A 17,193-nucleotide genomic window follows, 5' to 3' on the forward strand; every position below is an offset into this window, starting at 1 on the left:
CGCCTGCCTCCTTTCAGCGACTAATCAAAGGGCCCGCGCAGGCGGACCAGCGGCGTAATCTGCTCGGCAATGCGCGTCCCATCGGGGGCGTCCAGCAGGGACCAGGCCTCGTAGCCGCCCTCCGGCAAGCCGCGCAGGTCCAGCGTCACTTGCAGCCGGCTCTTCTCAATCGGAGTGACCCGCTGGTGCCGCATGATCTCCCCACTCGCCGGATCGTAGATGGCCAACGTGAGAGCCGAAGTTTGGGCCATGTCGCTGCCCAGGTTGATCTCCAGCGTGGCGTCGGCCAGGTTTTCGGACAGGTAGTATGTCCGCGGGCGCACCCGCATTCCCAGCGGAGCGAGCACCGATGGCGTGAAGCTGCGCTCCGCCACGGTCTTGCCGTCGGCGGAAACAAGGCGCAGCGTCAATGTCGGGGCCTGCTCGCTTGCCAGCGTGTACTGCCAGGTGCGCTCGATCCTCATGCCCGGCGCAAGCTCTATCTTATCATCCAGCGTCCGCCTGGAGACATTCTCTCCAAGGCGTTCCAGGAGCACCGCGGACAGCGTCACCCCGGCATCGGTCTGGTTCAGGAGCGTCGCGGTGAATGAGTTCGCTCCCAGCTTGGCCTCGGGCACGCTGAGTGCGCCGATCCAGGCTTGTCCGAGACTGGCCAGCCCAAAGCGTTCCGGCGACCCGAAACTGCCGCCGGTGGGCGACCAACAGGAGAGTTCCATGACTTCCATGGGCCGCCGCTCCCGGCAGACATTGAACCCGAACTGGGAGCCGGTGATGCCCAGGTCCGCCAGGGGCACCAGCATCTCCACGGTCCAGCGGTCCCGCTCGCGCTTCACCGCGACTTTCGACTTCGCCCTCCAACGGCTCTGCGCGGTGTTGTTCCATGCCTGCACGCCCAGGGAGTTGACCATGATCTGTCGGAAGGTGGTGCGGTCCAGGTTGCCGTCCACGAAGAGTTCAACACAGTCATCCTGCCACACTGGCCCGCCTTCCTGGGTGATGCCGGCTGTGAGGTAGTCCATCTTATCCTCGTGGCAGACGATGCCCAGGTACAGGTTGCGGCCGTCGGAAGCGGCTCTCACATCGGTGGGCATTTCGGGCTTACCGGTGCCCGCGGCCAGGGCGAAAGGCTCCAGCGTCGCGGCCGTGCTCCAGAAGCTGTCCTCCAGGACGCCATCCAGCACCGGGGCCCCCTGCACAACGGGGATGCTCACCTGCCGGTCGACCTTCGGAGCCGCCTGGGAAGTCTCGGCGATCGGCGCGTCCAACCAGCGCATCGCGCAGACAAGCGGGATATTCCCGCTGTCGGCTGCGTCACCCTTGACTTCGGACGGGATCTCGCCCAGCGCCGCCATGAGGTCCAGCGTGGCCCGGGCCACGCGCCAGCGGGCTTTCTCGTACTCGCCGTGCTCCCAGCCGTTGGGGAGCTTCAGGGTTCCGCTGATGATCTTGTCTTTGCCCTGGCCGGCCCGCTCCTCGGTCCAGCGTGCGGCCGACCGCACCCGCGGCGAGTAGTCCAGCGAGTCGATGATCGCCGCAAGCTCTGCTTCCGCCTTGTCTGCCGCCTCCCGCGCACCTTTCTCGCGCGCCCGGGCGATGGTCTGCTTGAGGGTGTAGACGTAGCGGTAGTCATCCACGCCCTCGCGGGTGCCGATCCAGCCCGTCGAAGGCCCGCCCGGCTCGTTCAGATACGGCGGGTAGACGTGCATCCAGGTTCCGGTCCTGTGGTCGAGATCATCATACGGGCTGCCGTTGTAGGAGATATACGCCCAGTTGTAGCAGCCGCTCACTCCTGCCGCCAGCTGGAACCAGCCGGCAACGTAACGGTCCACTTCGGGCCGGTATGATTCCACGTCACAGTTGTACAGGGTGATGATGTGGCCTTCGGCCTGGGCCTTGCGCACCGTCTCGCGGTCTGAGATCGCGCCGTTATAGTTCCAGACGTCGGCCCAGGGTCCAGCCTCGTGGTGGAAGTAGGAGTCCCCAGGCCCGTCCTGCTCGGTGCGCATTCCGGGGATTTGCTTGAGCAGCTTCAGGCAACGCACATTCCGGTCACGCGCCGCCTGGTCCTGCCAGCCGGGCTCATCCACCGGCTGAACGATGACTTCCGGCCAGTTGTGCTCGCGATGGATGCCCTGCATCGCGATCCAGAAGTTCTTGTAGCGCTGCGCCCACTCGTCGCTGTCCACCGCGTACTTCTGGTCGAGACTCGCCGCTGACTGCCCGCTGTCGGCAAGGAGGATTACCGGCATTGGATAGCCCAGGTCCCGGTAAAGGTCCATGAAGCGCTCGTAGAGGCTGGTGCCGTCGAGGTGCACCGTGCAGGTATTATCCTCGGCCCATACAACGCCCTCCAGCGGCACGCCGAAGCACAGGCCCACCGAGGTCATCCCGTGGTTGCGCATGTCGATCATGTCCCGTTCGAGGGTGGCCTTCTTCTCCTCATCGGTGCTTGCGAGCTTCGGGCCGGTGTAGTACTCGCCCCAGAACATGTCCCTGGGTTCCTGCAGCGCAAAGGGCAGAACCCGCAGGCGCATGGGGATCTCCACGGGATCGGCACCTTCAGCCTGCACCGTCACGGTGCCGTAGTGGATGCCCGGCGCGGCGTCACGGGCCACCTGAAGATCGATGACGAAGCGCTTCGAGCTTCCCGCCGCGATGTCCACGCTGGCCCGGCGCTCGCACAGGACCGGCATGTCCTTGATGAATTGGTCGGAGCTGTAGGTGACCCGCTTGTTCAGAGCCCGCACCGGCAGCACTTCGCCCTCAGCGGGGATGCCGTCGAAGCTCACCCGGACGCCCCTTAGGTCGCGCAGGGCGTAAAGCGAGAGCGTGGCCGGCTCATATTCGCCCGGTGTGGCGAAGACATCCAGGGTGGTGAGCCGCTCCGACGCCAGGGGCACGGAGTTTGCGAACACCACGTCGGTCAGCGCCCGGCGGAAGGGAATAAAGCCGCGGGCGGTCTCTGTCGGGGTCGGCTCCGGCGGGGTATTTTCGTCCACGTAATGCAGGGCGATGAAGCGCTGTTCGAGGGTGGCCCAGCGCACATTGTCGATGAAGAGAACGTGGTCGGCGCGGGGCATGCGCAGGTACGGGAAGATGCGGGTGATGCGCGGAAGTCCGGAGACCCAGATTTCCACCAGGTGCGGGCCACCGGGAGCCACCGATGCCGCGCCGAATTGGGGATCGCCCTCGGCGAAGTCGATGCGGTAGGACAGGGCCACCGGCGCCTTGCCCGGGTTGAAGGCGTCGAAGGCGAAAACCTGCTTCTTCGTGGTGTCCTCGTCGAAACTGAAGTTCAGGCCGGGCCAGGTGTCCTTCTCATTGCCCGGGAAGGTGGCCTTGATGGCCCATTCGCCGTCCGTGACATGCTCCCGGACGCGCTCCACGATCGCGCCTCCACCGGGAATGGCGTTGGCGTTTTCGAAGGAGTTAATCGGCTGCGCGAAGCCGACGGCGCATGTGAAGAGCGCAGCGAGGATGATCGAGGGAGCGGTTCTCATGGGAAGTACCTCCAGGCGTGGTGGAAAGGCGGTGCCGGCAACTGGGTGCCTCACCACGCCCTGCGTGATGTGGCTTGCCGGGAGCGCTGCTTCGAGAAGCAATGACAGCCGACGGCGGCGGCAACGGCTGACGACCGGATAAAGCACCGCCGGCCTAACCCCTGCCGCTTGACCGGGCCTGGGGCTCTTGGCGGGCTCCGCGGGCCGAGCGTATTACGAGCGGCCGGACCATGCTGTTGGGCAGGACCACCACGTGCCCATCGCGGGTCTGAAGGCGCGTGTGCCGCAGGGCGAGTTCCGTCACCGTGCCCGTAATCTCGCCCACCGTGATCTCGTCACCCTCGTCATACAGGTAGTCGTAGAAGATGAAGTAGCCGGCCACGGCATCCCTCAGCGCGTTGCGGGCACCCACAAGTATCAGGCCGAGAATGATCAGAGCAACCGGGTACAGGTCAAGATTCGCGTTATAGCGGAAAATCCGCAAGATGATGAGCAGCGCCAGGGCGTACAGGACGGTGCGCACGATGAGTGTGGGGATGCCCAGGATCACCCGCCGGCGCTCCAGTCTCCGCATGGGGTCGGCTTCGGCGTCGCGGGAAAGCGCCCGCGTCAGTGCCTTGCGGATGCGGGAGTTCACCAGGTATACAGCTACCTCAAACAGCACTGCAACCAGGATCGACCGCATCAGCTGCACCGGGAACTGCGACAACCATAGCCGGCTCACATAGCGGAAGAATGACTCACTCATGGGCGCTCACTCTCTCGTTCGTCGTCCTCATTCGGCTCCTCCAGCAGTTCGAGCTGAGCCATCAACTGTTCGAAACGCTCTTCGGACTGCATGCGCTCGCGGATCTCCCGGGCCATCCGTAGCCGTACCACCACCGCCGCGATGAACAGCAGCCCCATCGCCCCGAAAACGAGCAATTCCACGGAAAGGGGCACTCCACGGGCTGCGTATTCGGTGCGGATCTCCTTGATCCAGCGCTCTTGCAGGGCATCCAGCGGGATCCCGGCGGCGCGGCGCAGGGCCCGTCTCTCGTCCCCGCTCTCTTCCAGGGCTTCCAGGAAATTGCCCACCGCTCCGGGCGGCCCGTGTTCCACGAGATAGGCCACCAGCACGTGACTCTGGGCATATGCCAGGTCAACAGTCTCCCGGTCGCCCCGGAAAGCGTCTTCAAGTTCGTCCAGGGCGAGCAGCCGTCCCTCCACTGCCGCAGTGCCCAGGATATCCTTCTGCACCGCAGGCATCTCACCCTCCATCCATTGCGCGAGACCCTCGTGCACCCACCTGGGCGCCTCGCCGTGAGATGCCTGCATTTTCAGGTCCAGCGCAACGTGTGTCAGCTCATGCATGACCAGCCGCTGCATCTGCTTCTGGGTCTGTGGTTTGAGTATCACGTGGTTCGCATGGTGCAGCGACAGGCCCCTGGTCCATGTCGGCACTCTGCTTCCCGCCAGCTCCACCATCTCCCGGTGGGAGCGCACGATATCGATGCGGACTGGCCGGCTGAACTGCAGCCCCAGTGTGTCTGCCAGAATCGGCAATGCGTGCTCTGCTTCGGACCGCACCAGCAGCGCCTGTTCCTCGTGCTCCGGCCAGTAATGCACTTGCACGCCCTTGCCGCCGATGACCCGGCGTTCATCGGCCAATGCCGGCAGCGCTGCGCAAGAAAGTCCAACGCAGAGCATCAGCCAGATCAGCGCTCTACCGGCAGTCAACGTTGCCAAGCCGGACAGTCCTTCCTGGACCGGCACCACTGGCAATGCTTCCCGGTCACCGGCGCGAAAGCCCGGTCGGCATTGATCCGTGCAGCCACGTCGACCAGCACTTGCGTTGCTTCACGCACCTGCTCGGCGTCGAGGGCCACCTCGACTGTCCGGTTTCTGCGCAGGTCAGCCATGAGCACGGTCGGAGCCGGGTATGCGGCCCTCGCCAGCAGAAACAGCGTGGCCCAGGGCATGTCTCTGGCGATCTGGGCGGGTGAAGGCGGTCGGCGCGAGGTTGTGAATCGCGCCACGGTGCTGCCTTCGGCGGCCACCAGGTCAGCCACTGCCACGAATGTTTCGCCGCCTATCTCCTGCTCCAGGCGAACATCCACGGCAAGCGGGCCGGGGAGGTCCAAAGGCGCGGCGTGATGAGCGGCGATCATTCGCAGGCCGTCACGGTGGAGGTCCTCCTCCTCTCGGCTGTCCCGGCAGGCGCTCCCGTCCCAGTTGTCTTCGAAGATTCCCTCAAGATCGCCAAGCGGCAGGGCGTCGGGACCACCTGCGGCATACATGGACAGCAATGCGGCTCGCACCGCTCGCCCCAGGATCGCCGGTCCGCCAACATGAGTGTCCGCCTGCTCCCGGGTCACGAATGACGAAAGCAGATACTTGCGCGGGCACTGTCTGTAGTCCTCGATATTCCGCGCCGAAAGCGGCCCGGAGGGCCGTTCGAGGAGGAGGACATACTGGGGAGTGAAGTCAGTCACGTGGCGGGTCTCCTCAGGCAAAGGGAATCCGTCCGCTCTCGTGGAACAGTGTGCGCGCCGGGGTATCCGGCGAACTGCCTCCAGGAGCGCCGCCGATGCTGGCACCCGAACAGACCACGCAGGGCCGCCTCGAGAGCGTCGGGCGCATTACTGTCCGCAGCGTGGTCACGGGCCTCGTTTTCTCCATCATCTTCAGCTTCATCATTCCCTATGTGGACGTCTTCCTCAGCAGCACATTCCTCGGCGCTCAACACCTTCCCCCGGGCGCCATCTTTGCATTGTTGTTCCTGGTGCTGGTGGTCAATCCGGCGCTGCGTGTTCTCGGCCGCGTGAGGCCCTTCGACCGCGCCGAATTGCTGATGATCTACTGCATGCTCCTCTTTTCGACCCTCGTGCCCGGCCACGGCGCGGAAAACGTGTTCATCCCAGTGGTGGTCACACCGTACTACTACGCTTCGGCCGAGAACAAGTGGGATGAGCTGTTCCTGCAGCACATCCCCACCTGGTTCGCGCCCACCGATGAGCGCGCGGTGGTCTCGTTCTTCGAGGGCTTGCGGCCCGGCGAGAGACTCCCGTGGGGCCAGTGGTACACGCCGCTCGCGGTCTGGGGCCTGTTCAGCTTCCTGCTTTACGGGCTGGTTATGTTCCTGAGCGTCCTGTTCCGCAAGCAGTGGGCCGATCGGGAGAAACTGTCCTTCCCCCTGGTCGCCCTGCCCATGGAAATGACCGCCGACGCCGAGCGTCCCTTCGCGAACAAGGCCTTCTTCGGCAATCGCCTCATGTGGATCGGTTTCGCCATAGCCGCCCTGCTGCAGCTGCAGAACGGGCTGGGGTTCTACTACCCTTCATTCCCCCATGCTAAGCTCTATTATAACTTCCAGCCGATATTCCGCGAGCCTCCGTGGAACGCGGTGGGCTGGGTGCCCGGACAGATCTGGCTGGTGGTCATCGGAGTCACTGTGCTTCTGCGCACCGAAGTCAGCTTCTCCATGTGGTTCTTCTTCTGGTTCACCAAGATCCAGCGCGTCATCGCCCAGGTGCTCGGGTTCAAGGGCCGGCAGGAACCCACCACCTGGGGCGAGCCGGGCTGGCTGGGCATGCAGCCGGTAGGCGGGTATCTCGCCTATGTCGCCCTGTCCTTCTGGGTGGCGCGGCTGCACTGGAAGGACGTCTGGGACGAGACCATCGGCGTGCGCCGCACCAGTGAGGGTGAGCCGCTGTCGTACCGCACCTGTGTCATCGGCGTGGCCTGCTGCTTGATCGCCTTGGTCTGGTTCAGTTCGGCGGCGGGTATGAGCCCGGTGGCTTCCTTCGTCCAGATGCTCCTGTATATCGTCCTGGCGGTGGCCCTGACCAAGGTGGTGGCCGAGTCCGGCATGCTCTTCGTGCAGGCGACCCTGGCCTCCCTTGAGACGATGATCACCGTCACCGGCACCAATGCCATCGGCGCGAAAAGCCTCACCATAGGGATGTTCATCGAGCGCGGATTCATGACTGACCTGCGCGCGTTCCTCATGCCCAGCTTCATGCAGAGCCTGAAGATCGCGGACCTGTCGGGCCTGGACAAGCGGAAGATGCTGGCAGTGTTCGGGGTCACGATACTCCTGTCCACGGTGATCAGCTACTGGGCGAACCTGCGGCTGGTATACGGATACAGCGGGATGGCCTGCAACAAGTGGTACGTTCAGGGAGCGGGACCAGGCGGGTTCCGGCTTCTGCAGAACTTCCTGATGGTCCCGCGTGAGCCGAGCATTATGAACAGCGTGGCGATGGTGGTGGGCGGCGCGTTCACGCTGCTCTTGTTCCACCTGCGCCAGCGCTTCCTGTGGTTCCCGTTCCATCCCGTGGGGTTCATCATGATGCAGACATACCCCATGAAATGCCTTTGGTTCTCCACTCTCATCGGGTGGGCACTCAAGAGCGTGATCATGCGCTACGGCGGTGCTAAAGGGCTTGTCGCCTCGCTGCCCCTGTTCCTGGGCCTGGCTTTCGGCGACATCTTCATGATGGTCGTCTGGCTGATCGTGGACGCCATCACGGGGACCCACGAGCATTATCTGATGCCGGGGTGAGGCTTGAGGAGGCCGTGCAAGCCCGGCGCTGAAGCACCGGGCTGAGGGTCCTTCGGACCGATCGTCCTTGCGGACGAATGGTCGTCTGGCTGATCGTGGACGCCATCACGGGGACCCACGAGCATTATCTGATGCCGGGGTGAGGCTTGAGGAGGCCGTGCAAGCCCGGCGCTGAAGCACCGGGCTGAGGGTCCTTCGGACCGGTCGTCCTTGCGGACGAATGGTCGTCTGGCTGATCGTGGACGCCATCACGGGGACCCACGAGCACTATCTGATGCCGGGGTGAGGCTTGAGGAGGCCGTGCAAGCCCGGCGCTGAAGCACCGGGCTGAGGGTCCTTCGGACCGCTCGCCGTCTTCTACACACATGGAGTTTACGCCATGCTTGAGGGACAAGTCAGCCTGATCACTGGAGCAGGAAGGGGCATAGGCCGCGCCGTGGCAATTGCCTTCGCCCGGCAAGGTGCCAAGGTCGCCTGCGTGGCGCGAACCCTGGCGCAGGTGGAGGATGCCGCCGCGGAGATCCGTTCAACGGGGGGGCAGGCACTTGCGCTGCAGGGTGACGTGTCGGATCCCCGCAGTGTGCAGGCCGTGGTTAGCCGGGTGGAGAACCACTGGGGACCGGTGGACATCCTGGTCAACAACGCGGGCGCCTTTGCGGTCAAGTCTGTGCTGGATACGTCGCTGGAGGACTGGGATCACATCCAGTCGGTCAATGCCCGCGGGCCTTTCATGCTGGTGAAGGCGGTCCTGCCAGGGATGGTCCAGCGGCGGTCCGGGTGCATCATCAATATCGCGTCCATGGCCTCGCTGAAGCCATATCCGGAGCAGGCCGCTTACTGTGCATCGAAGCACGCGCTCCTGGGATTCAGCAAGGTTCTGGCCGACGAAATGCGCGCGCACAATGTGCGGGTCACCGCCATCTGTCCGGGGGGCGTTGACACGGACCTGGTGCGCGAGCAGCGGCCTGACTGGTCGCCCGAACAGCTCATGTCGCCCGAGGATGTGGCCGAGGCGGCGGTGTATGTGGCGAACCTGTCGCCGCGCTGCGCGGTGGATGTCCTGCCCATGCGCCGCTGGCCCGCCGCGCCGATTTGAGGCCTGCGCCGGCCAAAGACAATGGCGAACGGTGCGGACAGGCACGATTGCCTGTCCCACGCACGACCAACGGCCGCCGGGCGAGACGCCCGGCCCACGCAGTGTGAGGGGATTCGCCCCAGTAGCGGGGGACTTCGCGTCCGGCAGGGCGTTTGGACAGACGGTCCCCCAGACCCGAGGCTCAACCCGGGGCCCGCAAGGCCCAAAGAACCGCAAGGCCCAGAGAACGAGGTGATGTCTCATGATCAATATCCGCTTCTTCGATTCCAATTGCATGATTGGCCTGCGCTCCTGTCCGAACCCCGAAACCCCGCGCAGGCTGGAGCAGTTTCTCGACGACTACGCCTTCTACGGCATCGAGGGTGCACTGGTATTTCACGCGCAATCCTGCGAGTATTACCAGGATTTCGGCAATCGCCTGCTGCTGGATGAGATCGCCGGGCAGCCGCGCCTCGCGCCCCAGTGGGTGGTGATGCCCCACCATACGGGTGAGATGGCCCCGCCGGATGACCTCGTGGCCGAGATGCTGGAGCGCAATGTTCGGGCCGCCCGGTTCTACCCGCGCGCTCACGGCTTCGGTACCAGTGACGATGTGGTCGGCCCGCTGCTGGCGAAGCTTCAGGCCCACCGGATTCCGCTCTTCGTGGATGTCAATGAGCTCTCGGTGGAGGCTGCTGTCGCTCTGTGCAAGCGGTACCCCGAGCTGCCCGTAGTTCTTTGCGGCGTGGCCTGGAGCACAGACCGGCTGATCAACCCCCTGTTTGGTTCCGTGCCCAACCTGCACCTGGACACCTGGGGCTTCCAGGGCCATCGCGCCTACGAGCGGTTCGTGGAACAGTTCGGCCCGGATCGTCTGCTGTTCAGCACCGGCCTGCCCGAGCACAGTCCTGGCGCGGCGAAGATGATGACCCTCTACGAGACCATCAGCCCTGAGGCCCGGGAGAAGATCGGCAGCGGCAACCTGTTGCGGTTGCTGTCCGGCGTGGACGGCGCCCAGGGCGAGCTCCCTTCGCTCGAGCCCTGGCCTGCGCGCGACGATGACCCGATCGTCGCGAAACTGAAGCTCGGCGAACCCTTGCGAGAGGAGTTCATCATCGACGCGCACTCCCACATCGGCCACGACGGCTGCATGGGGTACTTCGGCTGCGCCCTGGCCTACAACGATGTGGACGGTCTCGTGGGAACCATGGATCGCCTGGGGATTGACCTGGCGATGCCCAGCACCTGGGGCGGCATCCGCGTGGGCACCCCGGAGCACAATGACATCGCCATGGCCGCCCACGATCGCTATCCGGACCGCATCCTGCCGTATGGCTGCATCAACCCGTCCTACCCGGACCTGGTCGAGCAGGAGATCCCGCGGGTGTTCGAGAGTGGAAAGGTTTTCGGCTTCAAGCCCTACCCGCCGGGGCATCAGAAGCCCCTGATCGACCCTGGCAACCAACCGATGCTGCGGTTCGCCCACGAGCACCAGTGGCCGGTGCTTTGCCACATGGGCTTCAGCGCGCCCGGAAGCTGCACCCCGGAGCACGTTGCCCAGTGCGCCGAGCGTTACCCCGGAGCCCATTTCCTGTGCGCCCATGCCGGGCAGAGCTGGCCCATGGCCCAGGCGGTGGCGAACATTGCGAAGACCCACCGGAATATCTACGCGGAGATCACCTATACCGCGATTCTGTACAACTTCTGCGAGTTCTTCGTGCGGGAAGTGGGCCCGGAACAGCTCATTTTCGGCACGGACTGCGTCATGCGCGACGCCGCGCCGCAACTGGGTTGGGTGGCGTGGTCGAGGCTGAGTATCGAGGACAAGCGTCTGGCGCTGGGCGGGAACATGGCGCGGATTCTGCGTCTGCCCGAGGAGAAACGTCGTCCGGTAAGCCCGTGAGGTTGTGACGCATTGGGTACAGGCACCGAGTTCGTAACGGCGCGAACTCGGATGCCAGTCCCCCAATGCGGGCCGTTCAGTCCATCTGGTCCTGCGGCGGCCGAGTCACGATCACCTTGTCCACACGGTGGCCGTCCATGTCAACCACCTCGAAGGACAGGCCCTCCCACTCAAAGGTATCTCCCGCGCTGGGGATCGCGCCAAGCTGCTGCATGGCAAGGCCCGCGATGGTGTGGTACTGGCGGTGTCCGTGGTCGCCAACCGGGACGCCGAAGTGAGCCTCGAATTCGGCAACAGGCATGAGCCCGTCCACGAAGAAACTGTCCGCGTCGCGCTGCACGATTTTCGGGGTATTCCCGCCCTCCCCGCCAACGTCGTCACCCACCAGCACTTCCAGGACGTCGGCGAGTGTGAGCATTCCTCCCACAACGCCGTACTCATCTACCACGAATGCCACCTTCGCCCCGGATTCCTGGAAGGCTTCGAGGGCCTCCAGCGCCGTCGCTGTCTCGGGGATGAAAGCGGCCTTGCGCACGAGGTCGCGCAGCACCACCGGCTGCTGGTCTGCCAGGAGGCTGAGCATCTCGCGGGCGTTGACGAACCCCAGGACCTTGTCGGGGGATCCATCGCAGACCGGGTAGCGAGAGAACGCGGTACTGAGGACCGCGCGGATGGATTCCTCCTCGGGAGCGCTGATGTCCAGCCAGACCATCTTCTGGCGCGGGGTCATGAGCCCGGCAACCCGGCGGCGGTCCAGCCCCAGCGCGCCCTCGATGATCTCCTGCTCGGTCTCCTCGAACACCCCGGCCTCGGTGCCCTCGCGCACGAGCAACCGGATCTCCTCGTCGGAAACGCCCGCGGGGGCACCGGAAGCCAGCCCGAGCAGCCGCAGCACACCATCGGTGCAGACGCTGAGCAGCCAGACTGCGGGAGCACCGATGGTGGCCAGGACCGACATCGGGATGGCGACATTCGCCGCGATGCTGTCGGCGTACCGTAAGCCAATGCGCTTTGGCACCAGCTCTCCGATAATCAGTGACGCCAGGGTGATCGCCACCACCACAGTCGCCACACCCACCGTTTCGGCGTGGGGCCCAAGCCACGGGTACCTTGCGAGAGCCGCACCCAGTTTCTCGCCGATGGTCACGCCGCCGTATGCGCCGGAGATGATGCCGACCATCGTGATCCCGATCTGAACGGTGGCGAGGAAGCGGTTGGGGTTCTCGGCGAGGATGAGTGCGACGGCGGCCCCACGACTGCCGCGGTCCCGCAGGTCCTGGAGCCGGCTCTTGCGCGCGGAGACCACGGCCAACTCAGACATGGCCAGCGCCCCGTTCAGAAGGACCAGCAGAGCGATGACTGCGATCTCAACCGCGACTCCGGGCATTTATGTGCTCCCTTTCCGTTAGTGGACTCTCGCAGACTCATTCTGCACGCGCCTCCCGGGACCTGCCGCGGGGGCTCAAGCCGACGGGGGCTCGCCCGTCACTCGCCACAACCAAAGCGCCGGCAGGGCGATCAGAACACCTTGCAGGACGATGGTCTTCCACCCTCCCAGCCCGAGGAGCATGCCGAATGTGGGCCATTCCACGGACCCCAGGCTGAGGCGGGCCAGGGCTTCCAGCGGGCCGCTGCCACCGGTGGTCATGTGCAGCGCGGGTTCCGCCAGGGTGTTGACGGCGGCGAACATCACCAGAATGCCCACACCGGTGAGGACCCCGCAGGCCAGGCGCGCCGGGGAGGACATCCGCGGCCAGACGAACCCCAGCCCGATGCACAGGAAGGGGAGCATCGGCACGATATGGCGGGGCCCAAAGCATGTGCCGCCCTCCCACATGAAGTGCGAAGCGTTGTAGACCATGTAGAGCGCGAACACCGCCGCCGCCGCTACTCCCTCGGCGCGCCATGCGCGGCTCCGGATCATCCGCCACAGGCCCCAGACCGCGAAGAGCAGGAAGGGCGACATGACGAAGATGCCCTTGTTCGCCGAGAATGTGATGCCCCAGAGAGCCTCAACCTTTGGCAACCCGATCCAGGAACGGGCCTCCGCGAACTCCGGGCGCACTTCGTACATGTAGCCGAACCGCAACGGGCTGCCGAAGCAGGCGTGATTGTAAAGCAGCTGCAGGGCGATGAAGGGGATGCTGCCGAGAACGAAGGACACGGCTGGGCGCGCACCCAGTCGGGCGACGTACAGGAATACCACGCCGGCGATGATGAGGGCGGGGAACTCGGTGATCAGCGCCCAACCTGCGAATAGGCCTGCGAGCGCGGCGGATGCCCGCCCCTGAAGCCGCGACGCGCGACCCGCGAACCAGAAGGCGATGAACCCGAAGGCCGCTGCCGCCTGGTGGCCATACCAGACCGTGGAGTATGGCCAGGCGAGAGTACCCAGGGCGTACGCAAGAGTGATGAACGCCGCCTGCCGCGGGGAGAGCCCGAAAGCGCCGAACAGGTCGAGCATGAGCAGGCAGGCGACGATGGTCGGCAGCCCCACCGAGAACCATGACGCGACCGTGGCGCCCACATCCAGGGCTACATTCTGCGGCACCAGTCGCTTGCCGATGCTGTAGCCCACCGCATAGGCCGGCAGTCCGAGCACCTGCCCGCCCACGGGTTTGTCGGAGTAGTAGATGCCGCTGCCCGGCGGATATTCGGCCTTGTCTCCAGTGCGGTGATGGGAACGGTTGATGCTGAGAGTGTGATCGTGGTAGACGGCCCGCACCAGCGCGATGCGGGTCATCACATTCCAGCCGCCGCCCGGGTGCCATTGGTAGGCGGTTGCGAAGAGCAGGAGCAGCGCCAGGATCCGCGAGGCCCGGCGCATTCGGCGCGAACCAGTGCCCTGCCGCGCATCAGTCTCCTGGGTCGCGTCGTCACACATCGAGCCCGTAAAGGTCCCGCGGGTTGTCGAACAAGAGCTGCCCGGCCAGTTCGAGGGCCTGCTTCTCGGTCATGAGGCCGTCATCGATGCGCCCCGCAAGGACCCGCGCGATGTCCTCTTTCGCCATGAGCAGGTGTCCGTACACTTTCTCGACCGGGCGGTGATAGTCGCCGCCGAAGCCCATGATCTTGTGAACGGGGACCATGTCCAGCCATTCATCCAGCAGGGACACGGTCATGCGCTGGGAGATGATGTGGCACCAGCACAGGTTCAGGTAGGCGTTTGGGAAGTCCTTGCCGATCACCCCCAGGTCCCGCGGCCACGGGATGCCGGCATGGTAGATGTCGAACTTCGTCTTCCGGTGCTTCATCAGGATGGGGATGAGATTCCGCGGGTGGTTCTCGTAGAAGTTGTTCCAGTTGTCCCAGATGATCCCGCAATGCACCGCGACCACGAGGCCCAGGTCGCCGGCCATGCGCAGCGCCTCCTGATGCAGGAACCAGTGGAGGACGAAGTAATCCTGATCCGCTCCGGACATGAGCGCGGAGAAAGCGCGCTCCGCGTCGGTGTGATTCGGGTCGCCCAGATGGGTCGAGACCATCTTGACCCCGACCACCCCTTGCGCCTTCCACTGCTCAAGGGCTGCGCGCATGGCGTCGAGGTAGCTGGCAAGATCCTTCACCTGGACCCCGTGGGTTTCGCCAAAGGACACGGCGCTCTCCCGGTCCCGCAGTCCCGTGAGGAACCCGACGGGCAGCAGGGGAGCGAGCATCCCGCTGTCGTCGTCAGGGACCGCGCCGATCTGCGTCAGGCAGATGCGGATATTGCAGCGGTCCCGCAGGATTCGCTTGTAGATGCCGGCGGTATTGGCTGCGCGCATCCGCTCTGAGAGCAGGCGGTAGGTGTGGCGGGAGATGTCGTCGCAGCCATAGAACTCCCGCGCGGCGATAAGAGCCGGGCGGGAGTAGCTTCCGAAGCGGATGCTGTGCCAGTAGGGCTCGAACATCTCCCATTTCGCGTCCAGATCCGTTTCGGGGGCCTGGAAGCGGCTGTAGTCCTCCGGCGTCATTCCCGCGGACTTCAGATCGGTCTGGGTGTAGTGAGAGAACAATGTGGCGAAGTCCACGGGGGACTCGACCCGGGCCTTCTCCGGAGGCAGGTGTTCGTGGGCATCCACCACCGGCAGGTCTTCCATGGCCTGCACCAGCGCAGCCTGCGTCTCTCGCACCGCCATCGGTAGCCCTCCCAACTCTGCTCACGGCGATGACCGGAGCAGTCAGTCCGGCTTGGCCGGCAGGCGCACAAGCAGCCACCGCGGCCCCGGGGAAACTGATTCTATGGTTCGTCGGATCGGCACGAGACTCCTGCCGCCGCGCGTCCGGTGGCAGTTGCAGGCCACACTCGCCGCGGGTGCATCACGGTCTTGTGGGTACTTGCGCGTCATCTGACCGCTGGTCCGAGCCTATCTGGCTCCACCGAACGGGACCGCGGTCCCACGGCCCGCGAAGCGGGCGGCAGCGTATGGCCGGGGGCTATGGGCGGATGGCTCCGGCAGAGCGGGCACCGGACGTGGGCCACACACGAGGCCGTCACGCATGCCATAAGACCGATGGTCCCTGATACTCGTCGCCAATTGCTTGACTATCGCCGCCCGGATTGCGCTATACTGGCTTCGGTCGGCTTCACGGGAAGAAAGACGCCGGCCCAGGGAGGATGTTCGCGCCTCCGTGGCCAATAGTGTACTTCGTGGCGCGTCTCTCTCGTTCCCGCGGGGCGGGCAGCGAACCGGGAACCGGGGGCCAGCGTCTACGAACGCATATAGTATAACGCTGTGGTCGGTGCGCTTCAAAGCCACGCCCCTCGAAACAGCGAAAGGAGAGATGAACGCGCTATGCGTGCGTCCGTCACTGTTCTGGCAGCGCTGTGCCTCGTCGCAACGGCGCTAGCGCAGATGGGCCCCGAAATGGGCATGATGGGCATGGGCTTCGCTCCGGCGAAGGTCATCGATGTGGCTCCCGTATTCAGTGCCGACGGAGCCAACATCATGTTCAGCCGCGTCCACGCGAGCCTCACCGGCAATGAATGGACTGTGTCCCCTGTGCAGGGCGGCATGGGGATGATGGGTGGCGAGATGGGCATGATGGGCGGAATGCCCGGGATGATGGGCCCCGAAATGGGCGGGATGCCAGGGGGAATGCCCGGGATGGGCATGGGTAGCGCGCCCGACTTCAGCAAGGAAGGCATCTTCCGGGTCGCGACCCGGGGCGGAGAGGCGGCGTCCGTTGTCGGGGGCCGCGCTCTGATTCAGGATGCCGCTGCCGGCCAGCTGTGCTATGTCTTCCAGGGCACCGGCGCACAGAGCTACCGGCAGTGGGGAATCTACGGCATGAAGTTCGGTGGCGCCGACAATGACCGCTGGTACCCCGCAATCATGCCCTGGATCCGCCTTTCGCCAAAGGGCGACCTGTTCGCGATCCCCTACGACCAGGGCAAAGCGGTTGTGTTTTTCCCCGCCCAGCCAAACACCACGCAGAATGCCGGCTTCTGTCCTGTCGAAGATCGCAAGAACCCGGTGAACTGGTTGGCCTCGGGAGACGGCATCTGGCTGGTGCAGCAAGAGAACAAGCAGGGACAGGGCGGCATGATGCCGGGGATGGGTATGATGGGCCCCGGAATGGGCATGATGGGGCCTGAGATGGGAATGGGCATGGGCATGGGCGTGACCACTGCCTATCACATCGCAAAGGGCACCCTGTCCCAACAGGTCACCCCGGTCGTCAAGGATGTTGGCAAGGACAGTATGGCGGTATCGCTCCCCAACGGGACCGACATCGTCGCCAGCATCGGCAAGTTGCAGACTGCGGGTGCCACCGACCCGAACGCGGGCATCTGGCTGTGCGATCAGGCGGGGACGAAGAAGCGGCGCCTTGCCTCGGATATCGCACTGGCAATGGAGGCATCCCCGGACGGCAAGTTTGTGGCCTACATGTGGGGAGCCAAGGCGCCGTATACGCTTTCCGTTGCACCGATTGATGGCCGTCCGGTCCGCCGTGTCGGGTTTGGCCTGTCCGGCATCGTCAGTGGCTGCAAGCCCTTCAGTTGGTCCCCCGACAGCCGCAAGTTGGCCTTCGGGGCAGAAGACGGAACCGGTTACGGTATTTTCGTCGTAGACGTCGAAACCGGTGATTCGAGCCGCATCACCACCGCATCCACCAAAGACACCGGCGCTGCTGCTCCTGCCGGAGCGGGCGGCTAAGCACCGTCAGGCAGAAGGAGGCACTAAAG

Annotated in this window: 11 protein-coding genes; 4 read left to right on the plus strand and 7 right to left on the minus strand. The window is 64.8% G+C overall.

Going from position 1 to position 17,193, the window contains the following annotated elements; genetic code table 11:
• Positions 1 to 20 precede the first annotated feature (20 nt).
• The 4 genes from HPY44_03095 to HPY44_03110 form a co-directional block, all read right to left on the minus strand.
• The gene (locus HPY44_03095; GenBank protein ID NSW54976.1) at positions 21 to 3,500 is read right to left on the minus strand and encodes a hypothetical protein; all 3,480 of its coding nucleotides are present in this window, start codon (positions 3,498 to 3,500) and stop codon (positions 21 to 23) included.
• A 154-nt stretch (positions 3,501 to 3,654) separates the two neighbouring features.
• Positions 3,655 to 4,248 (minus strand): mechanosensitive ion channel, encoded by a 594-nt coding sequence (locus HPY44_03100; GenBank protein ID NSW54977.1) that lies wholly within the window; start codon positions 4,246 to 4,248, stop codon positions 3,655 to 3,657.
• Positions 4,245 to 5,228 carry a hypothetical protein gene (locus HPY44_03105; GenBank protein ID NSW54978.1) on the minus strand — a complete coding sequence of 328 codons (984 nt, stop codon included), beginning with the start codon at positions 5,226 to 5,228 and terminating at the stop codon, positions 4,245 to 4,247. The genes HPY44_03100 and HPY44_03105 overlap by 4 nt, the downstream gene beginning before the upstream one ends.
• On the minus strand, positions 5,216 to 5,974 hold the full coding sequence (locus tag HPY44_03110) for a PD-(D/E)XK nuclease family protein (protein NSW54979.1): 759 nt from the start codon (positions 5,972 to 5,974) through the stop codon (positions 5,216 to 5,218). Before HPY44_03110 ends, HPY44_03105 begins: the two co-directional genes overlap by 13 nt.
• A 95-nt stretch (positions 5,975 to 6,069) precedes the next feature.
• Between HPY44_03110 and HPY44_03115 the strand changes: the two genes are divergently transcribed.
• The 3 genes from HPY44_03115 (at position 6,070) to HPY44_03125 (ending at position 11,024) form a co-directional block, all read left to right on the plus strand.
• Positions 6,070 to 8,046, plus strand: a complete 1,977-nt coding sequence (locus tag HPY44_03115) for a hypothetical protein (protein NSW54980.1) — start codon at positions 6,070 to 6,072, stop codon at positions 8,044 to 8,046.
• Positions 8,047 to 8,425: 379 nt separating this feature from the next.
• Positions 8,426 to 9,142, plus strand: a complete 717-nt coding sequence (locus tag HPY44_03120; GenBank protein ID NSW54981.1) for an SDR family oxidoreductase — start codon at positions 8,426 to 8,428, stop codon at positions 9,140 to 9,142.
• Positions 9,143 to 9,383: 241 nt separating this feature from the next.
• Positions 9,384 to 11,024, plus strand: a complete 1,641-nt coding sequence (locus HPY44_03125) for an amidohydrolase family protein (protein NSW54982.1) — start codon at positions 9,384 to 9,386, stop codon at positions 11,022 to 11,024.
• 76 nt (positions 11,025 to 11,100) lie between these two features.
• Here HPY44_03125 and HPY44_03130 read toward each other — a convergent pair whose 3' ends face one another.
• The 3 genes from HPY44_03130 to HPY44_03140 form a co-directional block, all read right to left on the minus strand.
• On the minus strand, positions 11,101 to 12,411 hold the full coding sequence (locus tag HPY44_03130) for an HlyC/CorC family transporter (GenBank protein ID NSW54983.1): 1,311 nt from the start codon (positions 12,409 to 12,411) through the stop codon (positions 11,101 to 11,103).
• A gap of 75 nt (positions 12,412 to 12,486) precedes the next feature.
• Positions 12,487 to 13,908: a hypothetical protein gene (locus HPY44_03135; protein NSW54984.1), complete on the minus strand. Its 1,422-nt coding sequence runs from the start codon at positions 13,906 to 13,908 to the stop codon at positions 12,487 to 12,489.
• Complete coding sequence (locus HPY44_03140; protein ID NSW54985.1) at positions 13,901 to 15,142, minus strand: amidohydrolase family protein; 1,242 nt, start codon at positions 15,140 to 15,142, stop codon at positions 13,901 to 13,903. The genes HPY44_03135 and HPY44_03140 overlap by 8 nt, the downstream gene beginning before the upstream one ends.
• 657 nt (positions 15,143 to 15,799) lie before the next feature.
• Between HPY44_03140 and HPY44_03145 the strand changes: the two genes are divergently transcribed.
• The gene (locus HPY44_03145) at positions 15,800 to 17,164 is read left to right on the plus strand and encodes a hypothetical protein (GenBank protein NSW54986.1); all 1,365 of its coding nucleotides are present in this window, start codon (positions 15,800 to 15,802) and stop codon (positions 17,162 to 17,164) included.
• The last annotated feature ends 29 nt before the right edge of the window (positions 17,165 to 17,193 follow it).

It is taken from the genome of Armatimonadota bacterium (assembly GCA_013314775.1).
GTDB lineage: Bacteria > Armatimonadota > Zipacnadia > Zipacnadales > JABUFB01 > JABUFB01.

Coding starts and splice junctions, on each gene's coding strand:
- HPY44_03095 (NSW54976.1), bottom strand. CDS start 3,500: ATGAGAACCGCTCCCTCGATCATCCTCGCTGCGCTCTTCACATGCGCC.
- HPY44_03100 (NSW54977.1), bottom strand. CDS start 4,248: ATGAGTGAGTCATTCTTCCGCTATGTGAGCCGGCTATGGTTGTCGCAG.
- HPY44_03115 (NSW54980.1), top strand. CDS start 6,070: ATGCTGGCACCCGAACAGACCACGCAGGGCCGCCTCGAGAGCGTCGGG.
- HPY44_03120 (NSW54981.1), top strand. CDS start 8,426: ATGCTTGAGGGACAAGTCAGCCTGATCACTGGAGCAGGAAGGGGCATA.
- HPY44_03125 (NSW54982.1), top strand. CDS start 9,384: ATGATCAATATCCGCTTCTTCGATTCCAATTGCATGATTGGCCTGCGC.
- HPY44_03130 (NSW54983.1), bottom strand. CDS start 12,411: ATGCCCGGAGTCGCGGTTGAGATCGCAGTCATCGCTCTGCTGGTCCTT.
- HPY44_03135 (NSW54984.1), bottom strand. CDS start 13,908: ATGTGTGACGACGCGACCCAGGAGACTGATGCGCGGCAGGGCACTGGT.
- HPY44_03140 (NSW54985.1), bottom strand. CDS start 15,142: ATGGCGGTGCGAGAGACGCAGGCTGCGCTGGTGCAGGCCATGGAAGAC.
- HPY44_03145 (NSW54986.1), top strand. CDS start 15,800: ATGCGTGCGTCCGTCACTGTTCTGGCAGCGCTGTGCCTCGTCGCAACG.